The organism is Haloferax sulfurifontis ATCC BAA-897 (assembly GCF_000337835.1).
GTDB classification, from domain to species: domain Archaea; phylum Halobacteriota; class Halobacteria; order Halobacteriales; family Haloferacaceae; genus Haloferax; species Haloferax denitrificans.
Window position 1 is genome coordinate 32,913 of the sequence record NZ_AOLM01000007.1, and the last position, 17,582, is coordinate 50,494.

Genomic DNA, 17,582 nt, shown 5'->3' on the forward strand with positions numbered 1-17,582 from the left:
CGACCGAACGAAACTGGTCGGCCGGCCTGTCGGCGTCGGCAGACGTGTCTGTGCGTTGAGGTCAGGTTCGGGAACATGGTTAGCCACCGTTGATTTTGCGCCGGACGTCGTTCGTTCGCGTCCGGAATATCGAGTAGTAGAGGATGGTGAGCAGGATGGCGATGATGGTGTAGATGCCGCCCGCGAACGCGAGCGCGAACACGATGACGAGCATGAACGCGGCGTAGAGCGCCTGCGAGAGGTCGCCGTACACGCGGGCCGTGCCGCCATATCGGCGGGCGACGAACTCCCCGGCGACGACGCCGAGGATGATGCCCCCGAAGCCGAGGGCGAGCGTCGCGGCCGTCACTCGTCATCCCTCCGGTCGCCGTTGCCTTGCACGAGGTCGCGCGTGTCGAGACCGCTGTACTGCCCCATCGACTTCGTCTTGTAGATGTCCAAGAGTTCGGGGCCGCCGATGAGGACCGCGAGGATGACCACAACGAGGCCGATGGCGATGATGAACCCGCCACCCGCGAGGATGGCCGGCGCGAGAACAAGCCCCACGAGCGCGGCGACGAGCGCCACGTACAGGTTATCCATCGAACCACCCTCCAATCGAACTATCTGGACCGTTGAGCATTTCTTTCCATCCTGACAAGTACGTCTCAACTTCCCACGATGCCTTGTCCCGCATCGTCGGTTCGACGACGAACCTCACCGTCGCGTCCGCGTCGTTGAACGTGAACCGGACAGCGTTCTCGTCGTCGTCAGTCTGCACGAACACCGGTTTCGTCGAGTCAGTCGGGACGCGCTTCCACGTCTCACCGTCTGTCGCGTAGAGCGCGTCCCACTCGTCGACCGATTCGCCCGTCTGTGGGTTCTCCAGCGGGACCGTGATGGTCGTCTTCTCGCCGGGCGCGAACTCGTAGTGGCGTTGGGTCACGTCCGACTCGTCGCCGAACGCGCTCTTGACGCGCTCCCACGCGCCCGTCGCTCGCGTCCGCTGTTCGGACGACCACGAGAGCGCTTCCACGCGGTACTGGTTCGGTGCGAACGTCGCCGACGTGCCGGGCGGGAGCGTGAACTCGATACGAGTGAACGTCTCCGAGTCGTTCCAGTCGCGAATCGCGTTCCACGTCGCACTCACGTTGCCGTCGGTCGACTCGACCGCGCCGGGGAGCTGTGCCGCCGGCATCGCGTCTTCGGAGACTTCGACGCGGAAGGCCACGCAGTAGCCGTTGGGGTTGTCGGCCGTCACGCGGTAGAACGCCGAGTCTTCGACGACCCGGACCCGCGTGTTCTTCGCCGTCGACGTCGCCTCACTCCCGTTGGCGACCCGGTCGACCGTCGCCGCGTCAGTCCGGAACGACAGGTGCTCGACGTACGTCTGGCAAGTGTCGGTCTGTGCGGCCGCGGGCGTCGCGACCGCCGGCGCGACCATGCTCACGACGAGCACGAGCGCGAGGACGTGCCGAAGCCTCACCATGGCACCAGCCTCCCGAGGCGGCGAAGCCAGCGGTCGTAGCGCCGCCGCCAGCGGTCGCCGGCCTCGCCGGTCGCATACGACCGCGCCCACGACTGGATGCGGTCTTCGGGAAGGAACTCGCGGAGGATGATACCGAGGACGACCGCCGAGAGCACGCCGAGGAGGACCGAGTTCGCGGCGACGGCGAGGACCACGAGGCCGAGGACGACCGCCCCGAAGACGACCATCGCCCCGAGACGGAAGCCGATGCGCTCGCCGTTCTCCAGCCAGAGCCGGATGCGTTGCTCCAAGCCCATCACTCGGACCTCCAGAACGGGATGTCGATGTCGTCGGGGATGGGGAGTCGCGACCGACCCCGACGCCACAGCTCGTTGAACGCCGGGAGCCACCGCCACACTCCGATGCCGAGGAGGAACAGATGGACGAACACCAGCGCGAGCGTCGCCCCGAACGAGATGACCGACAGCGTCGCCCAAAAGAAGATGAACACGATGTTCGCGTTGATCTGCTCGCGCGGCGTCGTCTGGCGAATCCCGAGCGCCCTCGGGACGAGCGACGCTATCCAGTTGATGGTATCGACGATGCTCGGCAGGAGGATGTCGTCGAGCGACCAGTTGGTCGCGTAGCCCCACGCGTTCCGAGCGAAGCCGCTCAGTTGCCCGCGGATGCTCATTCGGACCCCTCCCCGGACTGCGCGAAGCCGTCGTACGACTCGCCGTGCTGGTGGGTCGGTTCGGAGCGACGGTAGACGTTCCACGTCGCGATGGCGTGGAGGACGCCGAAGTACAAGAGCGCGAGTTCGATGCCCGCGACGGCGAGCGCGCCGACGAACCCCATCGTGGTCGTGGTCGGCGTCGTTCCCGTGGCGTACAGGCCGTACAGACCGATGGCCGGGAAGACGACTCCGACCGCCACGTCGCCCGCTATCTCGTCGGCTTCGACGTCCTCACGGCGCTCGCGATACGTCGCCCGGACGGCCTGCCTGACTCTCGAAGCCACTACTCGTCACCTCCGATGAAGTCGAACGTTCCTTCGACGTGGCCGGCGTACTTCCCTGCCATTCGGCGGCCGAACGCGCCTTCGGGCGTCGTGTTGGTCTCGACGTACTCCTCGCGGAAGTCCACGAGGTCGTCGGGGCCTTCCTCAGCGGCGAGACCCGACAGCGTCACGCGCTTGTCGACGCTCCGACTCGTCTCGTTGACGATTTCCGCCGACGTGACGTTGCCGGTCGTCTGGTTGATGTCCGCGACGAAGAACACAGTCTGGCCGTTGTCGCCGTCGTCGGTGTCGGTCTCACAGCGGATGCGAACCGTGTCGTAGTCGGTGTTCGCGACGATGCGCTCGTTGGCGTACGCGATGTACGTCTCGTTGTTCGCGTTGAACTCCGACTGGATGTCGAGCGCGCACTGGCGGGCGTCGCGCTTCGGTTCGCGAAGCGGGTTCGCGTAGGCGATGTTCTCTGCCGCGCCCTTGAAGAACGCACTCGCGGCTTTTGCCGCGCCGACCGGGTCTTCGGCGATGTCGACCGCCTTGCCGGTGAGCGCTTCGAGGAGGCCGGTGTCGCCGTCGTCTGTCTGTGCCGCCACCCCCATCGGCGCAACCGCGCTCGCGATGAGCGCGACCACGAGGATGAGCGCGAGGCGGCGCTTCGATGCTTGGGTCATGGTGTCAGGGTGAGTTCATGAGTATGAGTGGATGGTCTGCGAGCGATGCGGTCGCGCCGCGAGACCGCGGCGCAAACACCCGGTGTCCGACTCGAACGGACGGTCGTGCCGACCACGAGACCGGGACGGGTGGGAGGAGTAGGGGTACAAGCGGGGTGGCCCGTGTTAGGGAAGCCAGCGGACCTCGCCACGGCCGGAGACGACCGCTTGGAGGTTGTTCTGCGCCCAGTACAGGTAGTAGCCGACGCGGCTGTTCTCGCCGAGGAGCGGCGTGCCTGTCGCGACTGCCCACAGGTTGTTGAGCAACCACACAGGGATGCCCGCGACGATGAGAACCGCGAGGGCCGCCACCATGTACGGGATGACGACAGTGCCGAGAAGGAGGCGACGAGCGGCGTCAGTCCGGGCCACGCGTCACCCCATTGACGGAAGCCACTCGAACTCACCCTTGCCGGTGAGCGAGTAGCTCGTTTGTTCAAACGACCATTCGAGTGAGTAGTGAACCCACCTGCCGACCGTCGACGACGAACGCAGGCCGTCGCGGTTCAGCACCAACTCGGCGAGCAGGTCGATGACCGCGAAGACGACGCCGAGGATGCCGATAACAAACGTGACGACGTAGCCGACGGTGAGTTGCCACACCATCGCCCACACCCGCCACAGCGCCCGTCGTCGGTAGGTGCCGAGTTGCATCAGTTACCTCACAGCGCCGCCGAGCCGTAGCTGGAGACAGAGTTGATGATGCTGTCGGTGTAGCCAGCGCCGAGGCCACGGAACAGGTCGAACGTCTCGCCGAAGCTGAGGCCGTCGTTACCGGCGAGCGTGAACGTCGTCTCCGAGACGCCGTCGAAGCGCTCGTCGCCGTTGTTCATGATGGTGAGTTCTTCGGCGTCCGAGTCGTAGACTGCGTACGCCTCGTCATCGTCGAGGAAGTCCCACTCGGAGGACTTCTCGTTGACGAACACCGGGATGAGGACCGTGCCGTCGTCGCCCTCTGCTTTCACCGTCATGAGCGGCAGGAACGCGCCGTCGTCCTTGTCCTCCGCGGCGAGCGCGAAGGCGTCAGCGACCGTGCCGTTCGCGAGGTTGACCTCGTGGCTCGCGTTCGAACCCGTCGCGACCGAGGCGAGTTCGAACGACGCGATGTTGGTGTCGTAGCTCGACGAAATCTGGCTGAGCCACGGGTGCTTCTCCTCAACCGTCACGTCGTTGTTCGTGAACGCGTCGCCGATGCGGTAGACTGCGCGGTCGGCCGTGTTGTTGAACGCGACGTCGATGACCGTCGCGTTGTCGGTGTCTTGGGTGTCCGTGATACGGACCTTGAAGGTCTTGTTCTCACCGTAGCCGACTGGGAGGTCCTCGAACTCGTCGTGGCTGATGTTCCACGCGTAGTGGTTGTTCGTGCTGTCGGTCACGTCTGCCGAGGAGTTGGTGTAGACCGACTCCATGTCGGCCACCGTCTCGCCGGTGTCAGGGTCGAGGATTTGCAGTCTCGCGTCCCCGCTCACGTTGGCGTCAAACGTCACTTCGACGTATGAGGAGTTCGAGGCGTTGGCGGTGAAGCCAGAGACCGTGTAGCCGTCGGTCCAGTCGGAGGTCGTGGTTGTGTTGGTCGATTCGGTGTCGATGCTTGGGGTCGCCGCGAACGCCCCGCCCGCGAAGACGGAGAGTGCGACGGTCAGCGCGAGCGCGATGCTCGCCAGTTTACTGTGTTGCATTGTATGTTGGAGATGTGGTTGGTTGCGCGTCGGTTCCGGAGTGTCCCGCCACGGCCGACGGTGGTGGGACGCCTCCTCCCTCGTACCTACAGGTCGCTGTTGGTGTCTTTCGAGAGCTCATGGTCTTGCGTATCTCACAACTCGATATCCAGGTCGTCGAGCGACACGCCCTCGCCGGCTCCGTAGACAAGCGGGTAGACGTAGCGTCGAAGTCCAGCCTCGTAGCTGAACGACCCGACGGTGTTGTGCCACCAGTCGGACCGGCCACCGAAGCCGGTCATGACCCACGGCTGAGTGAGCGACCGGAGGTAAATCGCGTCGTCCCATCCGTTGTCCCACCACGCCTGCATCTCGTCATCTGACAGGTGTTCGAGGTCGACGTCTTGGCCTTCCTCCGCGGTGAGGTAGTAGTGATGCCACGGGTTGACGACGTGGAGTGTCGGGTGGACCGCACCCTCGCTGTCGCCGAGGACCGTCGGTGGCGACCGACTCCATCCGCGGAGCCAATGGTACGCGGAAAACGCGACGTCGACGATTTCGTCGGTGGTCTCGTTGACCCGGACGTAGATGGGTTCGTGGTCCCCCCAATGGCTGTCGTAGCCGAGTGCAACGCCCTTCTGGAACGGGTACTCCGCCCAGTAGACCAATACGGTGTCGTCGAACTCAGTCGACCGCGCCACAAACGAGTAGAGCGCCGTCGGTGTGTTCGTCCCGAGGTCCCGGAGAACCAGACGCGGCTTGTAGCGGTTCAGCAGGTCGGGTTCGTATGTCCGTGTGACGTGGTCCGGCGTCGCGTCGTCGATAGTTTCCGACGCCGCCGAGACGCCGGCAGAGAACGTGCCGCCGACGAGCGCCCCGGCCGCGAGGGCCTTCCCACCCGCCCGAAGGAACTCTCGACGGGTTCGCATCAGGCCGCCGCCCCCGTCAGTTCAATCCAGAGGCGAACGACCGACGACCCTGAGTAGCCCTCGTTCGCGAGGTCGCGCGCCCGTGCCGCGTCGGTCCGCGCGTCTTCTTGGCTCGTGTCGCGCTCGACGAGTCGCGTCGCGTTGTACGCGTCGACCATCCCGTTTCCGACCTCGGTCGTGCCGGCGTTCGGCATCGGTGCGGCCGAGTCCAAGAGCGCCGCCCGAAGTGCCTCGTGGTCACCCGCGAGCGACGGGTTCGCTTCGAGCGTGAGCGCCGCCACGCCAGAGACGACGGGCGTCGCCATGCTCGTCCCCGACAGCGTCGAGTTCGTCGGCAGGCCCGACGAGGAGTACACGCGAGCGGTGAGCTTCATCCCCGGCGCGCCGACGTCCGGCCCCTCGCCGTTCGTGACGCCGTTCGAGAAGTCCGAGACGCCGCCATCCGGACCGACCTCCGAGAAGTACGCCGCGCCCGCGTTGTCGGGCGTCGTCGTGTTCGTCGCCGCGACGCCGATGACCCCTGCTTCGGGCACGTCGGCCGGCGACGAGATGTAGCGGAGCGCCGGGTTCTCTTTCGAGTTCCCGACCGCGACCACGACGAGCGACACGTTGCCTTCGAGCGCTTCGGAGAGTTCGTCGGCGATGGTCGCCGAGTAGACCGCCGACCCGAGCGACATCGAGATGATGTCTGCGCCCTGCTCGTCGGCGTACTCGATGCCCTCGACGATATCTTGGGTGTTGCCGCCGCCGCTGTCCGAGAGCGCCTTGATGGGCATGACGTTCGCGCCCGGTGCGACGCCTTCCAGCGGTTCACCGGTCGTCGTGTTGTTCGGGTTCGCGGCTATCGCGCCCGCCACCCACGACCCGTGACCGTTGCCGTCAGCGACGGCCGCGCGACCCGTCTCGTTCGTGATAGTGTTCTTCGGCGAAACGATGCGGTCCTGATAGACTGAGTCGTTGGCCGAGTCTTGGTAGTTGAGACCCGAGTCGATGACCGCGACCGTCACGCCCGTCCCGTTGACCGAGACGTTCGCTGGGTCAGCTCGAACTGCGCGCCGAGCGTCGGCCATCGTAGACTGGTTGGCGTCCTCGTTGAACGCCTGTCCCGATGCCGAGAACGCGGCCTCGCGACCGAGCGTGACAAAGCGCGCCCCCGGTGGGCTCGCGAATGTAGATGCGTTCGAGAGCGTCGTGACCGGCTCCGTGTAATCGACCCGCGACGCGATGTCGATGTGCTCGACGTACGACCGCGCCGCGAGGCCGTTCCCGAGGATGCGCGCCGCCCCGACGAGTCCGATGTCTTCGGGCGCGGCGGCGATGAGCGCACGGTTCGACTCGTTGTCGAGCGCGATGAGCGACCGGTCCTGCGAGTCGGCCCACGTCTCCATCGACCGCTCAGAGCCGTCTTCGAACGTGACGTAGAACGCGGGTTGGCCGTCGTAACTCGTGACGCCCGAGTCGTCGAACGACCCCAGACCCCAGTACGACGTCGCCTCTGTCGCGGCACCTGAGAAGACGCCGTCGAACGGCGACCCAGAGGCGGCCATGACCGGCGCGGCCATCGGCGAGAGGACGAGTAACGTTGCGACTACCAGTGTGAGTGATTTGCGTTGCATGATGGACCTCTATTAGACTGCGACCGCGCTCCCGCCGGCTGTCGACCCGAGAGCGGGCGTCATGTCAGCCGGGACCGCGGCAGTCGCCCGGACAGCGACTGTGCCCACGAACGGGACGTTGATGTCGGCCGTCCGAACCGCAATCCAATGTCGGACGCGGTCGAGCGTTCCGGGGTTGTTGTTGATGCGCAACGACAGCTCGCCGTCAGCGTCCGTCCAACTGCTAATCGTCGTCGATGACGAACTGCCCGACACTTCGCCGAATCGCGTGCTCGCGTCTCGCGTGATGGGTTGGGAGTCGCCGCGGTAGAGGAGTGCGTTGTCGTTGAGCGCCGCCGTGTGGTAGACGACCTCCACGTGCCTGTTCACGCTCTCACGGTCGTCGCCGCGAACCACGCGGACCGTCCGCGTCGAGTCCGACGACACCGAGAGGCCGGAGTCATAGACGTGGACCACGTTCGGAACGTCATCGCCTTGACCGACCTGCGCGGTGAACGAAACCGCACCTGACGAGTCGACGTCGACTGCGCCACTTTCCAGGCCGTCGCCGACCTGCGCGATAGTTCCGAACGGCGTTTCGACCGCCCGGATGCCCGTCGGCCGGTCGCGGTCAGCGCTCGCCGCCTTCACGCGAACCGGGAGGACGTGCTGGCGACCTTCGAAGTCCTCGAAGGTCAGCCGCGCCGTGTGAACGCCCTGCCCGCCCGTCTGGAACGTCACCTCGCCCGTCGAGTTGTTGACTGTCGTCGCGAGCGTCTGTCCGTTCGGGCCGTACGCTTCGGCGCTCACGACGCTCTTGAACGACGAGTCCTCGCCGGGGTTCAGCCGCATCGACAGCGTGTCGCTCGGTCCCGGCGACAGCGTCGACATCGACACCGACGACAGCGACGGCACCTCGCCGTCGTACGCCGGGTTCGACACCGACGAAGACGACGCCTTGCCGATGCCGTCGCCATTCGCGACTGTCACGTCGAACCGGACGCCTGCCACGTCGCTCGGCATCGGGTACTCCTCAACGGTCACCGTCGACGAACCGAAGCCGGCCGCCGTCCCCGGCGACGATTCGATGTTGATGTACTCGTCGGAGATGACCTGACTCGTCCCGTTCGTGTAGTGCGCTTTCACGATGACGTTCTCAAGGTCGAGGCCGACGTCGAGGAACTCCTGCGACCATGTGACGGTGTCGCTTGCGCGTTCGACTGTCTCCTCGCCTGTCTCGATGGACGACTGCAGTTCCGACAGCGATTGCTGGAGCTTCGAGATGCGTTCGCGGAGTTCGGCATCGCTCGTCTCGTTGAGGTCGATGCCGACCGCGTCGTCACCGAGGAGGTCTTTGTACCGCTCTTGGAGTTTGTCGTTCTGTGTTCTGAGGTCGAACAACTCCTCGTAGAGGTCCTCCCTCTGCGTGCGCGTCAGGTCTTCAATCCGCTGTTGGAGCGCGCTCGGCAGTTCCGAGAACGACTCGTTGTTGAACAGTGAATCGAGCAGGCCGAGCTGTTCTTGGAACGCCGTGAGGTTGCCGTACTGCGGGTACGACACTTCGAGCAACGTGATGTCGACGTTCTGCTTCGGCGGCCGGACTGTCACCGGCGCGCTCGGCGAGTAGATAGTCGTGTTCTGGAGCTTTTCGATGGCCTCCAGCGACTGCTGTGTCTGTTGCTCGTTGAGGTCCTCCAGCGTCTCCGCGTCGACCTCGTAGTAGTCGCGGATACTCTGCTCGGTGAGGTTCTGCGGGTCTATCGGGATGTTCGGCGCTTTGCGCGCCGTCACCGTCACGACCTTCGCGTTCGACGGCACGTCGAGCGAGTAGTAGCCCGTCGCGTTCGTCGTCGTCGTCACCCGCTGGAGCGCGCCCGAGTTGAGTTGGTCCTTGATTGCCTGCGCGCCGTCGGTGAGCGTTCCGTTGATGGTTTTGAGTGCGTCGTCGAGCGATGGCGTCGGGTCCCCGACTTTGATGAGGTACGAGAAGTCCGACCCCTCAGCGCTCACACGGTAGATACCGTCGTTCAACGTGACGGTCGCGTAGTTCAGTTCGGACGGGTCGGCGAAGCCACCACCGGCCGTCTCTGTCGTTTCACGGCGGTAGGTCGTCACGACCTCGCCAGTCGGGCTGAGCTTTTCGATGACTGCCGTCCCCTGTACGATGCGACCGGGGACCTGCGCGTCGTACTCGTGCTGGTTCAGGTAGCGGCCCCGTTGCGACGGGTCGCCCACGACGAGTGCGAGTTCCTCGTTTGCGGGCACGTTCGCCCACATCGGGTTTTGGAGGTTCGACGAGTCGAGAATCCACGGAGCTGTTCCGACATCCGATTCGGAGTAGACGCCGACGTACTGCGCGTCGATCTGCGTGAGTCGGCCCGCCCCACCATCGTAGAGGTTGAACGACGATTCGAGTTGGTCCGTCCACACCGAAGGAATCGGGTCTTGAAGCGACGACAGCGTGTCTTCGGCTTGGGCGACACTCGGTTGCGTGGCGACCATCGCCTCGACGGTCGCGTTCTCAACTGGTGCGCCAGACTGGGTTTTGACCGTCCCGTCGATTGTGGGGCCTGAGGACCCACCACGGGTTATCTGCGACACACTCGAATTTTGAGTCACATAGTCAAAGTGGACCGGAGAATCAACAGGCAAATTATCCATTCCCAATCCGACAGTCCCAAAGTCCCCACCGTCAGTTTTTGAGAACTCTGCACCAGTGTAGTTAGCGAGGACTTCCCCATCTGGCTCTAATATTTTAATGTCGTATGTCTGCGAAGTGTAATTTATATTTTCAGCGCGAATCAGTCTCCACCCGTCAGTAGTCCGGTTTATTGTCAATCCAGTGTTCTGTTCAATCCCGTCACCATTTCCGTCAACGGAGCCGTACCAAAGCTCCCCATTTTTTTGTATTTCAATCCAGACGTTCCAATTCGTGCTTGATTCCCGCCCCCACATGAAGACGTTTTCATCCCCATGGTAAGCAACAGAGACGTTTCTTGGGTTCCCGTATGATGTCTTTGTGCTGTTTTGTGCAAAGATGTGCCTGTTGCTATCACTCCCCTCTATGAACGAAATCGACTGGTCACCATCATACGCGAGCGATGTGTTCGTCTCCCAGTATCCAGACGAACTCTCATACCCGTACAATATCCAATTCTCATGCAACTGAGAATCGGAGTATTCGAAGCTTGTGACATTATATTCGTCATCATTGCTGACAGCAGATGCAACCTGCACAGTCGGTGCAAACAATGAAAATGTGATTAACAATACCATAACCACCGGGCCGACTTTCTCTGCTTTGTCAATCATGAATCAAAACGCCTCCTCTTCGATTTGTCGGCGTGTTAGTTCTGCGGTGATGCCACTCACGGAGTCTGATTTTTGTGATTTCATTGGTCTGGTTTATCGACCGTCGATTTTTGACGGGGCGTTTCTAAAGAACGCGACCACGGACGCAAAGAAAACGACAACTGCAGAGAGAACAATGTTCACAGTCTCGATGATCGGAACTCTGACCTTCAACGTCTCAATAATCAAGACTGGTGACTCGTAGATGACAAACAGGTTCAGTAGCACGTCCATAACAGAAAACAGGCCGAGGACGGTGGCACCTAGAAGAACAGTGTTTGGAAACTCGGAATGAAACCGCTCTAAGACGGCGAACGCGAGCGAAATTCCAACCACTGCGAAAAGACCAGAAAGTGCGAACCCAATTTGTTCGAAGAGCACCGCAGTCAGCGGATTCGATTCTGTGGAAACTCCAGTTGTTATCGAGAGCAGGGTTAGAATGAACGCAGTTACGGTTCCGCAAAGCGTGACTGCTTCTAACTGTCTGAGATTGGGTCGGTCTGTCAACGGCGCGCAGTTCTTCATTTTTGGTATTAATTAGTTCGTACGTTTTCTTTTCAAAATCCGAGGCCGTCGAGGCGGTCGGGGTCGTCGATACAGCGGACGACTTCTTCCATGATTTTCACGTCCGGCTTTCGCCGCGACTGCGCCGACTTGTACGCACACGCGAGCGAGCGGATGCGTGAGGCCGTCTGCTCCCGGAGCGAGTACCGCACGTCGGCTTGGGCGTAGTCGAGCACTTGGTCGACGACGTCGAGGAACTCCGCTTTTGGCTGGTCGCCGATGAGTGGCCCGGAGATGTGCCCCGAGCGCTCCGAGACGCGATAGCGCCGGTGGTCGGCGTACATCACCCGGCCTTCCAGCTCGTCGGCGGACGCGCCGGCGTCGTCATCCAACCCACGGTCGACGAACACGACCGAGCGCTCGACGTAGACTTCGGGGTTAGTCATCTGTTCGAGTCGGTTTTCCTCGTGTTTCGTGACCGGGCAGAACAGTTTGGCGGACTCTTTGAGCAGGTTGTGGGCGACCCACTCGGCGCGCGTCGTCCCTTGCTTTTCGTCGTGGTGGTGACCCCAATCGCGCTCGGGTTCGTCGTCTTCGTCGTCGCCGCCAGTGTCCTTCTCGTCGATGAGACCTTCGCCGTCGTCGTACCACCAGTCCAGTGGGCCTCCACCCGCGCCTTTCGGACCGTACTTCACACGCGACTCCGGTTGTCGAGAGCCGGCGCTGTCGCTCTGTTCGGATGCTGTTTTGGGCATGGTTATGTCGGATTTTCCAGCGCGGCCGTAGTCTAGTGCCGCCGCTGTGTTTCGACGCCAACAATCCGACCACTCCGACGCTCTCGCGCGGGAATTGGCCGTCACCGCCCCTCCGACTCAGGCTTTGAGTCCCAAGACCGGCCGCGGTTCACCCACGTCTCTCGGACTATGGGTCTTGTGGCGAAGTGTTATCAGATTCATTGACAGTCAGGGACTTAAATATTCGCGTACGGAAGGCTATTGTAGCACTTCGAGCGCCCATTTTCGCACGTCGAGTGCTTTCTGATGCGTCAGTCGATGCGGCGGTACCCACCCCCGTCAAGTTTCTCGACGAAACCGTACTTCGACGCCGCCTCGTCGAGGAGCTGAATCGCCGGACCAAGTTCCTTGTCGTCGAACGCGTCGACGACCGCGTTCGCCGCTTCCGCGACGTCCACCACTTCGTCGACCGGGAGCGCGTCGGCCGCGTGGCGCGCCGCTTGCCGCGGGGTCATCCTATCGCCATCGCCGTCGTCGCCATCGCCGCCGTCGTCGTCGTCGTCGCTGTCACCCCCGTTGGCGTCGTCACGTTCGTTCGCCACCTGTTCGTCGTTGGTGTCGTCACCGTCCCCACCGTTGGTGTTGGACGCCTCATCGGCGTCCTCGGTCTGGTCCTCCCCACCGTCAGCGACCGTCTCCTGCGAGTCGAGGCCGGTCTGGTCGGGACTCCGCGTCTTCACTTCGACTTCCGTGATGCCCGAGAGAACGGCCGTCATGCCCTCCGCAGTCTCGCGGAACTTGATGTTGCGCAGGCGGACGGTGTCGCCTTCTTCGACGCCGGCCTCGCCGAGCGGGTCCGTGCCCTCGCACTCGTACGGGACGATGTTCCCGGCGTCGTCTTTGATGTGGCCCTTGCCCTGCATCCACTCCGGCGGCTCCAGTATCTCGTCCACGCGAACGGTCGCGTTGCCGATGCCTTTCGACGGCGACGCCAGCACGGCGGCCGGTTCGCTGTCTTCGGCGTCGGCCGACTCGTCGGTCGCGGCGTCTTCTTCGTCGCCGGTCCATGCCGCCTTCGAGAAGTCTTCTAACTGCTCCGCGGCGCTCGCGACGTGGATGCCGCAGGCGTTCCCGATGCCCGCGGTGTACTGCGAGTGGGTCACCATGTAGCCGTCGCCCTGCTCGACCTGCTCTTTCATCCGGTCGCGGTAGTCCTTCGCCCGGTTCAGGAAGTCCTCGGAACTCAGGTCGTGGTCTTTGACGTACTTCGAGACCTCGTCGAACGACTGGTTGAGGTTCAAGCGGAGTTCCGCCGACGCCTTGTCCTCGTGAACGAACTTGAAGTGCGTCTCCTGTTCGAGGTAGCCCGCACGCGCCGCGCGCTGCGCGAGGCCGATGAACTGGTCAAGGTGCGACTCGCGACCGCCCGCACCGCCCATCTCCTCGGCGGCGTACAGGATAGCCTCGTCAACGTCGGTCCGCGTCGGCATATCCAGGTCCGAGAGTTCGCGACCGTCGTCAAGTTCCGCGAGCATCATCTTCGCGAAGCCGCGGAAGACGGTCATCCCGAAGTGGATAGTCTGGAGGCCCTGCCGCGGTAGGTCGTCAAGCTCGTTCATGCCGGCTCGCGCGATTCGCGCCACGTTTCGCGGAGATCGTCGAACGGCATCGACAGCGCGAACCGGTAGAACGCCAGCGCGTGTTGGGAGAGGTCGAGCCCTTCGAAGTGGTGCGTCTTCGCGTCGGGGTCTTCGGACTCGTCCCAGTCGAGACCGGCGAGTTCGGCGAACGCGCGGTTCATCTGGTTGCCCGCGCCTTTCACGTCGTCGCGGAAGGCGACCTGAATCGACCGGCGCTCCTCGGCGCTTCCCTGAATGGCCTGCTCGCCCGTGATGACGATAGGCGCTCGCAGGTGGTACTCCTCGGTCGACTTGTCGGCGTTCCCGCGAGTGTCGTACTCCCACTTCGTGTTGAGGCGAAGCAGGTTCTGGAACGCGTCGAGCCGGTAGTCGGCGATGTCGCCCGGCTTGTACTCGTCGAACCAGATGGGAACCGCGTTCGAGGACGCCATCGCGGCCATCAGCGTGAACGTCGTCGAGTCGACCTTCTTGCCCGACCCGTCCATGCCGAACATCTGCGTCAGCGTCTCGACTGTCGACGACTTCCCCGCGCCCGTCCCGCCGCGGATGTGCATGTGGTTGAACTGGCCTTCCTCGTCTTGGATGAACGGCCGGAGCGGCGCGGAGTAGAACCACCCGAGGACCGGAAGCAGGCGCTCGTGGTGTCGCGTCTTGTGGACCAGTTCGAGCATGTCCACGACCTCGGCGGGGTCGTACTCGGTGTGCTTGTCGGGCGACAGCGACCACGCGCGCTCGACGTCGATTTTTCGCTCTTGGTAGACGTGCGTCGGGTCGTCCGTCCACCCGTCGTGGCGCAGGACGCCGTTCGGCGTCACGAACTCGTCGCGGTGCAGGCCCATGTGGTGCGTGCCGTCGCGCTCGGGCGCTTCCTGCAGGCCCACCACCTTGCGCACTTCGTTGAGGTCCGACTGACTGCCGTCGAACGTCGTCGTCCGACCGAGGACGACCGTGTCGCGGAAGCGCCGCACGTCGTTGAACACGTCCATCGAACACGTCAGCTCGTACGCCGGCTCCGGCCCGCGCGGCCAGACGGTGAGCTGGACGAGAATTTCGTTACCGCGCTCGGCGCGCAGGAACGACCGCGCTTCGAGTTCGAAGTTCGTGACCTCCTCGTAGTACGTGTCGCCGTCCTGCGTCGTCTTCCAGTAGCCGTAGCCGCCGTCCGAGTAGTCTATCGCCGCGCCGGCGACGACCTTCTCGCCCGGTGGCTTGCTCCCCGGCGTTGCCGGCGGGGTCGTGTTCGTCGTTTCGTGGAGTTCGCCGCCGTCCGCGTCTTCGGCTTCGGTGTCGGCTTCGGTGTCGTCGGCGGCGTTCGAGTCGTTGGAGGCCGCCGTGTCGGCCGTCTCCGTGGTGTCGGACGCGTCCGAGGCGTCGGGTGCCTCCAGTTCCTCGTCGCCCCACAGGTCGGTCTCCGGCGGCCGCTCGCCGTCGTCGGTCATGTACTCGCGACCGTGGTCGAACCCCTCGTCTTCGAGTGCGGCGAGCGCACGGTTGTACGTCGTCGCTCCGGGGAACGCCTTGAACGAGCGCCCGTCGTCGCCCTGCTTGCGGACAAACGCGTCCTCGGGGAGCACGCCGAGCGCGACCGCCGCCTGCCGGACCGCCCAAAACGGCATCGTCTCGTACGCTTCCTCGCCGTCGCGTTTCTCGGACCCCGCTTCCGGTATCCACACCGGGATGCTGAACCCGAGGCCGCGCAGGTGGTCGACGCCCGTCGCCCAATCGGAGCCTTTGGCGATGTCGCCTTTCGTCCAGTTCTCCTCGGCGATGAGCGCCATCTCAACGGCCGTTCCGTGCTTGTTCCCGTCGCCGGTATCGACGAACGTTCCCTTTTCGAGGTCGATGTACGTCGCCGACCCGTTGGAGTTCCGCCCCCAAATCGGGATGAACGCACGCTTGCCGCTACTGGAATTGTCGGTTTTTCCCGACGCTTGGTCGGTCCACTGGTGAACGATGGTCCGCTCGGCGACTGACTCCGCGTCGAGCCGGTCGAGTGCGTCGTAGATGTCGCGAACGTCCGTCGTCAGCGCGAGTTCCGACGGGTCCGGGCGGTTCTCGCGAGCGCGTTCACGCGCCGCCTGCGCACGCTGTTCTTCCTCGCGCTCGTCTTCGACCCACGCCTTCAGCGCCGCCTTCCAGTCGTCGTACTCGGCGCTGTAGTCGGGCCACAGTTCCTCAACGAGCGATTTGATGCACGACGTGTACTCGGTCGCCGTGAGGTCCGCGGACCACGCGGCGGCCGCGTCGATGAGGTCCTCGTCGACGGCATCGAACGTCGTCAGGTCGTACGACGGGTCGTCGGTGTCGATGGGCGTCACGACCGCGTCGTGTTTCGAGTGGACCGACAGCGGGGCCTTGAACTTCCGGTTGTGGTTGTTCACCCAGTCCGGGTCGATGACCTCTGCCGCGCCGTCGACGCGCTCTTCGACGCGCTCTTGCGCGCCCGATAGCCAGTCGTTCGAGCGCGTGATGAACGCCTGCATGATGCGCTCGATGGCGTCATCGTCGCCGTGGAACGCCTCTGCGATGGGGAGCGTCGCCGCCGGCGCTCCCATGATGTAGAGGCCACCGACCGAGTCGAGTGCAAAGACGGCATCGTCGAATCCGTACAGCGTTTCGAACTCGTCGACGTACGCCGCGATAGTCTCCTCGACGACCGCCTGCGTCTCGCCGTCGAGGTCGCCGCGCTTCGGCTTCAGCTCGTCAACGAGGTCGATGTCGCCCCACGCCATGACGCCGCGGAGGTCCTTTTCGATGGGCGTCGGCTTCCGGCCGTCCCAGACGGTTTCGGAGTTCTCGCGGTCGTAGTAGCACGGGACTTCGCGAAGGCCGGTCGGGTCCTTGTAGCTCGTCAGCGCGTAGAGACAGCGGTCGACCCGGCCGGCGAGCGTGTCGAAATCGTTCGCGAACGTCGCCGCGTGGCCGATGCGGTCGAAGCCCTGTTCGAGCGAATCCAGGTCGTCGTTGTCGCGCTTGACGTACCAGCCGCCCGCGTCGTTCGACCCGAGCGTCGGGTAGCCGTCCTCGCCGGTCGCTTCCGCGAAGCCTTCCGAGGCGTCGATGCTCGCGAGCGCGTCGTACACGCGACGGACGCGCGAGTAGTGTTCGCGAACGTCCGTCGTCGTGAGCCCGAGGTCGACGTAGTCGTCGCTCACGACTCAGTCACCCCGACACCGCACTCGGTATCGTACTCAGCCTGCTGTGCCTTCCGCGTCGTTTGAGTATCCGTGTGGTTCACGTAGCTTCTGGCGACACCATCCGCCGCTTGCACGCGGTTTCAGGTGCCTGTGGTGGGGCAGGCTCCCCCCGAATGCACGAAATGTACATTGAGGGACGTTCGAGGTGCATTAATCGACTTCTAAAAGTGAATTCTGCGTCTTTACCCGGTTCATAACCCGGAATTTGGGCAAAGAGCGAAGTCAACATTTTAGTACCCCGACCACCAACACTCAGTTGACGAGCCACATTCAGGCGTGGGCGCGTCTCGTCGCGACGTGCAATCGCGGCGAACACGAACTGACCCAACAGTTCGTGAAAGCGAGGCTGGTGACCTGCTTGAGTTCTCTCAAGACCCGTTCGAACCGCTTCAAACGGTTCGGCTGTAACACAGGTCCCGGCTATTCGTTTCCTCATACCTTCAACGCTCCTTAGTCCTCGGTCTCCACAGTCCGACCGCCATCTGCACTTATCAGCGGACGCACTCGTTCGTACTTAGCAATTTCGTCAACGAGACCTCTGCTTTCAGCCGCGTTCAAAAGCAAAGCCTCGTACGAGTAGCTTTTGGAGACCAGTCTGGCCTGTTCGATCTGCTCGTCGTCCAGTACCGAGAGCAGGCCGAGAAGGAACATCGACTGGCTCACGTCACCGCGCATGCTATTGAACAAGTCTCTCTCGGGAGACTTCATGTATAGCGTCGCGGGTTCTGCCTCTGCCATATGGGTAATGCTATAGCAAGATAACTTATAACTTCGCATTGGACTGTCAGTCCGAATATAATATG

General features: G+C 63.4%; 18 protein-coding genes. All 18 read right to left on the reverse strand.

Going from position 1 to position 17,582, the window contains the following annotated elements; translation table 11 throughout:
- Window positions 1-79: 79 nt before the first annotated feature.
- The 18 genes from C441_RS04300 to C441_RS04385 all read right to left on the reverse strand — a co-directional run bounded on the left by C441_RS04300 (window position 80) and on the right by C441_RS04385 (window position 17,517).
- Complete coding sequence (locus C441_RS04300) at window positions 80-349, reverse strand: hypothetical protein (protein WP_007273977.1); 270 nt, start codon at window positions 347-349, stop codon at window positions 80-82.
- Window positions 346-582, reverse strand: coding sequence for a hypothetical protein (locus C441_RS04305; RefSeq protein ID WP_007273978.1), 237 nt, complete (start codon window positions 580-582; stop codon window positions 346-348). Before C441_RS04305 ends, C441_RS04300 begins: the two co-directional genes overlap by 4 nt.
- Window positions 575-1,468: a hypothetical protein gene (locus C441_RS04310; RefSeq protein ID WP_007273979.1), complete on the reverse strand. Its 894-nt coding sequence runs from the start codon at window positions 1,466-1,468 to the stop codon at window positions 575-577. Before C441_RS04310 ends, C441_RS04305 begins: the two co-directional genes overlap by 8 nt.
- Complete coding sequence (locus tag C441_RS04315) at window positions 1,462-1,764, reverse strand: hypothetical protein (protein ID WP_049920431.1); 303 nt, start codon at window positions 1,762-1,764, stop codon at window positions 1,462-1,464. The genes C441_RS04310 and C441_RS04315 overlap by 7 nt, the downstream gene beginning before the upstream one ends.
- Window positions 1,764-2,141 carry a hypothetical protein gene (locus tag C441_RS04320; RefSeq protein WP_007273981.1) on the reverse strand — a complete coding sequence of 126 codons (378 nt, stop codon included), beginning with the start codon at window positions 2,139-2,141 and terminating at the stop codon, window positions 1,764-1,766. Before C441_RS04320 ends, C441_RS04315 begins: the two co-directional genes overlap by 1 nt.
- Window positions 2,138-2,467 carry a hypothetical protein gene (locus C441_RS04325; protein WP_007273982.1) on the reverse strand — a complete coding sequence of 110 codons (330 nt, stop codon included), beginning with the start codon at window positions 2,465-2,467 and terminating at the stop codon, window positions 2,138-2,140. Before C441_RS04325 ends, C441_RS04320 begins: the two co-directional genes overlap by 4 nt.
- Window positions 2,467-3,132: a hypothetical protein gene (locus C441_RS04330; protein ID WP_007273983.1), complete on the reverse strand. Its 666-nt coding sequence runs from the start codon at window positions 3,130-3,132 to the stop codon at window positions 2,467-2,469. Before C441_RS04330 ends, C441_RS04325 begins: the two co-directional genes overlap by 1 nt.
- 165 nt (window positions 3,133-3,297) lie before the next feature.
- A complete protein-coding gene (locus tag C441_RS04335; protein ID WP_007273984.1) occupies window positions 3,298-3,543 on the reverse strand; it encodes a hypothetical protein in 246 nt (81 codons plus the stop codon).
- A gap of 3 nt (window positions 3,544-3,546) precedes the next feature.
- Complete coding sequence (locus tag C441_RS04340) at window positions 3,547-3,825, reverse strand: hypothetical protein (protein WP_007273985.1); 279 nt, start codon at window positions 3,823-3,825, stop codon at window positions 3,547-3,549.
- Window positions 3,826-3,833: 8 nt separating this feature from the next.
- Complete coding sequence (locus C441_RS04345; RefSeq protein ID WP_007273986.1) at window positions 3,834-4,850, reverse strand: hypothetical protein; 1,017 nt, start codon at window positions 4,848-4,850, stop codon at window positions 3,834-3,836.
- Window positions 4,851-4,984: 134 nt separating this feature from the next.
- Window positions 4,985-5,758: a hypothetical protein gene (locus C441_RS04350; protein WP_007273987.1), complete on the reverse strand. Its 774-nt coding sequence runs from the start codon at window positions 5,756-5,758 to the stop codon at window positions 4,985-4,987.
- A complete protein-coding gene (locus tag C441_RS04355) occupies window positions 5,758-7,374 on the reverse strand; it encodes a S8 family peptidase (RefSeq protein ID WP_083874886.1) in 1,617 nt (538 codons plus the stop codon). Before C441_RS04355 ends, C441_RS04350 begins: the two co-directional genes overlap by 1 nt.
- 12 nt (window positions 7,375-7,386) lie before the next feature.
- Window positions 7,387-9,855, reverse strand: coding sequence for a hypothetical protein (locus C441_RS04360; protein WP_007273989.1), 2,469 nt, complete (start codon window positions 9,853-9,855; stop codon window positions 7,387-7,389).
- 903 nt (window positions 9,856-10,758) lie between these two features.
- Entirely contained in the window at window positions 10,759-11,211 is a 453-nt protein-coding gene (locus C441_RS04365; protein ID WP_152420697.1) for a hypothetical protein, read from the reverse strand.
- A gap of 50 nt (window positions 11,212-11,261) precedes the next feature.
- Window positions 11,262-11,903, reverse strand: a complete 642-nt coding sequence (locus C441_RS04370) for a hypothetical protein (protein WP_007273991.1) — start codon at window positions 11,901-11,903, stop codon at window positions 11,262-11,264.
- Between the two features lie 350 nt (window positions 11,904-12,253).
- Window positions 12,254-13,561, reverse strand: coding sequence for a hypothetical protein (locus tag C441_RS04375; protein WP_152420698.1), 1,308 nt, complete (start codon window positions 13,559-13,561; stop codon window positions 12,254-12,256).
- A complete protein-coding gene (locus C441_RS04380) occupies window positions 13,558-16,737 on the reverse strand; it encodes a hypothetical protein (protein ID WP_007273993.1) in 3,180 nt (1,059 codons plus the stop codon). The genes C441_RS04375 and C441_RS04380 overlap by 4 nt, the downstream gene beginning before the upstream one ends.
- 492 nt (window positions 16,738-17,229) lie before the next feature.
- Entirely contained in the window at window positions 17,230-17,517 is a 288-nt protein-coding gene (locus C441_RS04385; RefSeq protein ID WP_049920434.1) for a hypothetical protein, read from the reverse strand.
- Window positions 17,518-17,582 lie beyond the last annotated feature (65 nt).

What these genes read in the sequence shown, in the direction of transcription:
- C441_RS04305 (WP_007273978.1), bottom strand. Translation starts at nt 582, where the DNA reads ATGGATAACCTGTACGTGGCGCTCGTCGCCGCGCTCGTGGGGCTTGTT.
- C441_RS04310 (WP_007273979.1), bottom strand. Translation starts at nt 1,468, where the DNA reads ATGGTGAGGCTTCGGCACGTCCTCGCGCTCGTGCTCGTCGTGAGCATG.
- C441_RS04315 (WP_049920431.1), bottom strand. Translation starts at nt 1,764, where the DNA reads ATGGGCTTGGAGCAACGCATCCGGCTCTGGCTGGAGAACGGCGAGCGC.
- C441_RS04320 (WP_007273981.1), bottom strand. Translation starts at nt 2,141, where the DNA reads ATGAGCATCCGCGGGCAACTGAGCGGCTTCGCTCGGAACGCGTGGGGC.
- C441_RS04330 (WP_007273983.1), bottom strand. Translation starts at nt 3,132, where the DNA reads ATGACCCAAGCATCGAAGCGCCGCCTCGCGCTCATCCTCGTGGTCGCG.
- C441_RS04340 (WP_007273985.1), bottom strand. Translation starts at nt 3,825, where the DNA reads ATGCAACTCGGCACCTACCGACGACGGGCGCTGTGGCGGGTGTGGGCG.
- C441_RS04345 (WP_007273986.1), bottom strand. Translation starts at nt 4,850, where the DNA reads ATGCAACACAGTAAACTGGCGAGCATCGCGCTCGCGCTGACCGTCGCA.
- C441_RS04350 (WP_007273987.1), bottom strand. Translation starts at nt 5,758, where the DNA reads ATGCGAACCCGTCGAGAGTTCCTTCGGGCGGGTGGGAAGGCCCTCGCG.
- C441_RS04355 (WP_083874886.1), bottom strand. Translation starts at nt 7,374, where the DNA reads ATGCAACGCAAATCACTCACACTGGTAGTCGCAACGTTACTCGTCCTC.
- C441_RS04360 (WP_007273989.1), bottom strand. Translation starts at nt 9,855, where the DNA reads ATGGTCGCCACGCAACCGAGTGTCGCCCAAGCCGAAGACACGCTGTCG.
- C441_RS04375 (WP_152420698.1), bottom strand. Translation starts at nt 13,561, where the DNA reads ATGAACGAGCTTGACGACCTACCGCGGCAGGGCCTCCAGACTATCCAC.
- C441_RS04385 (WP_049920434.1), bottom strand. Translation starts at nt 17,517, where the DNA reads ATGGCAGAGGCAGAACCCGCGACGCTATACATGAAGTCTCCCGAGAGA.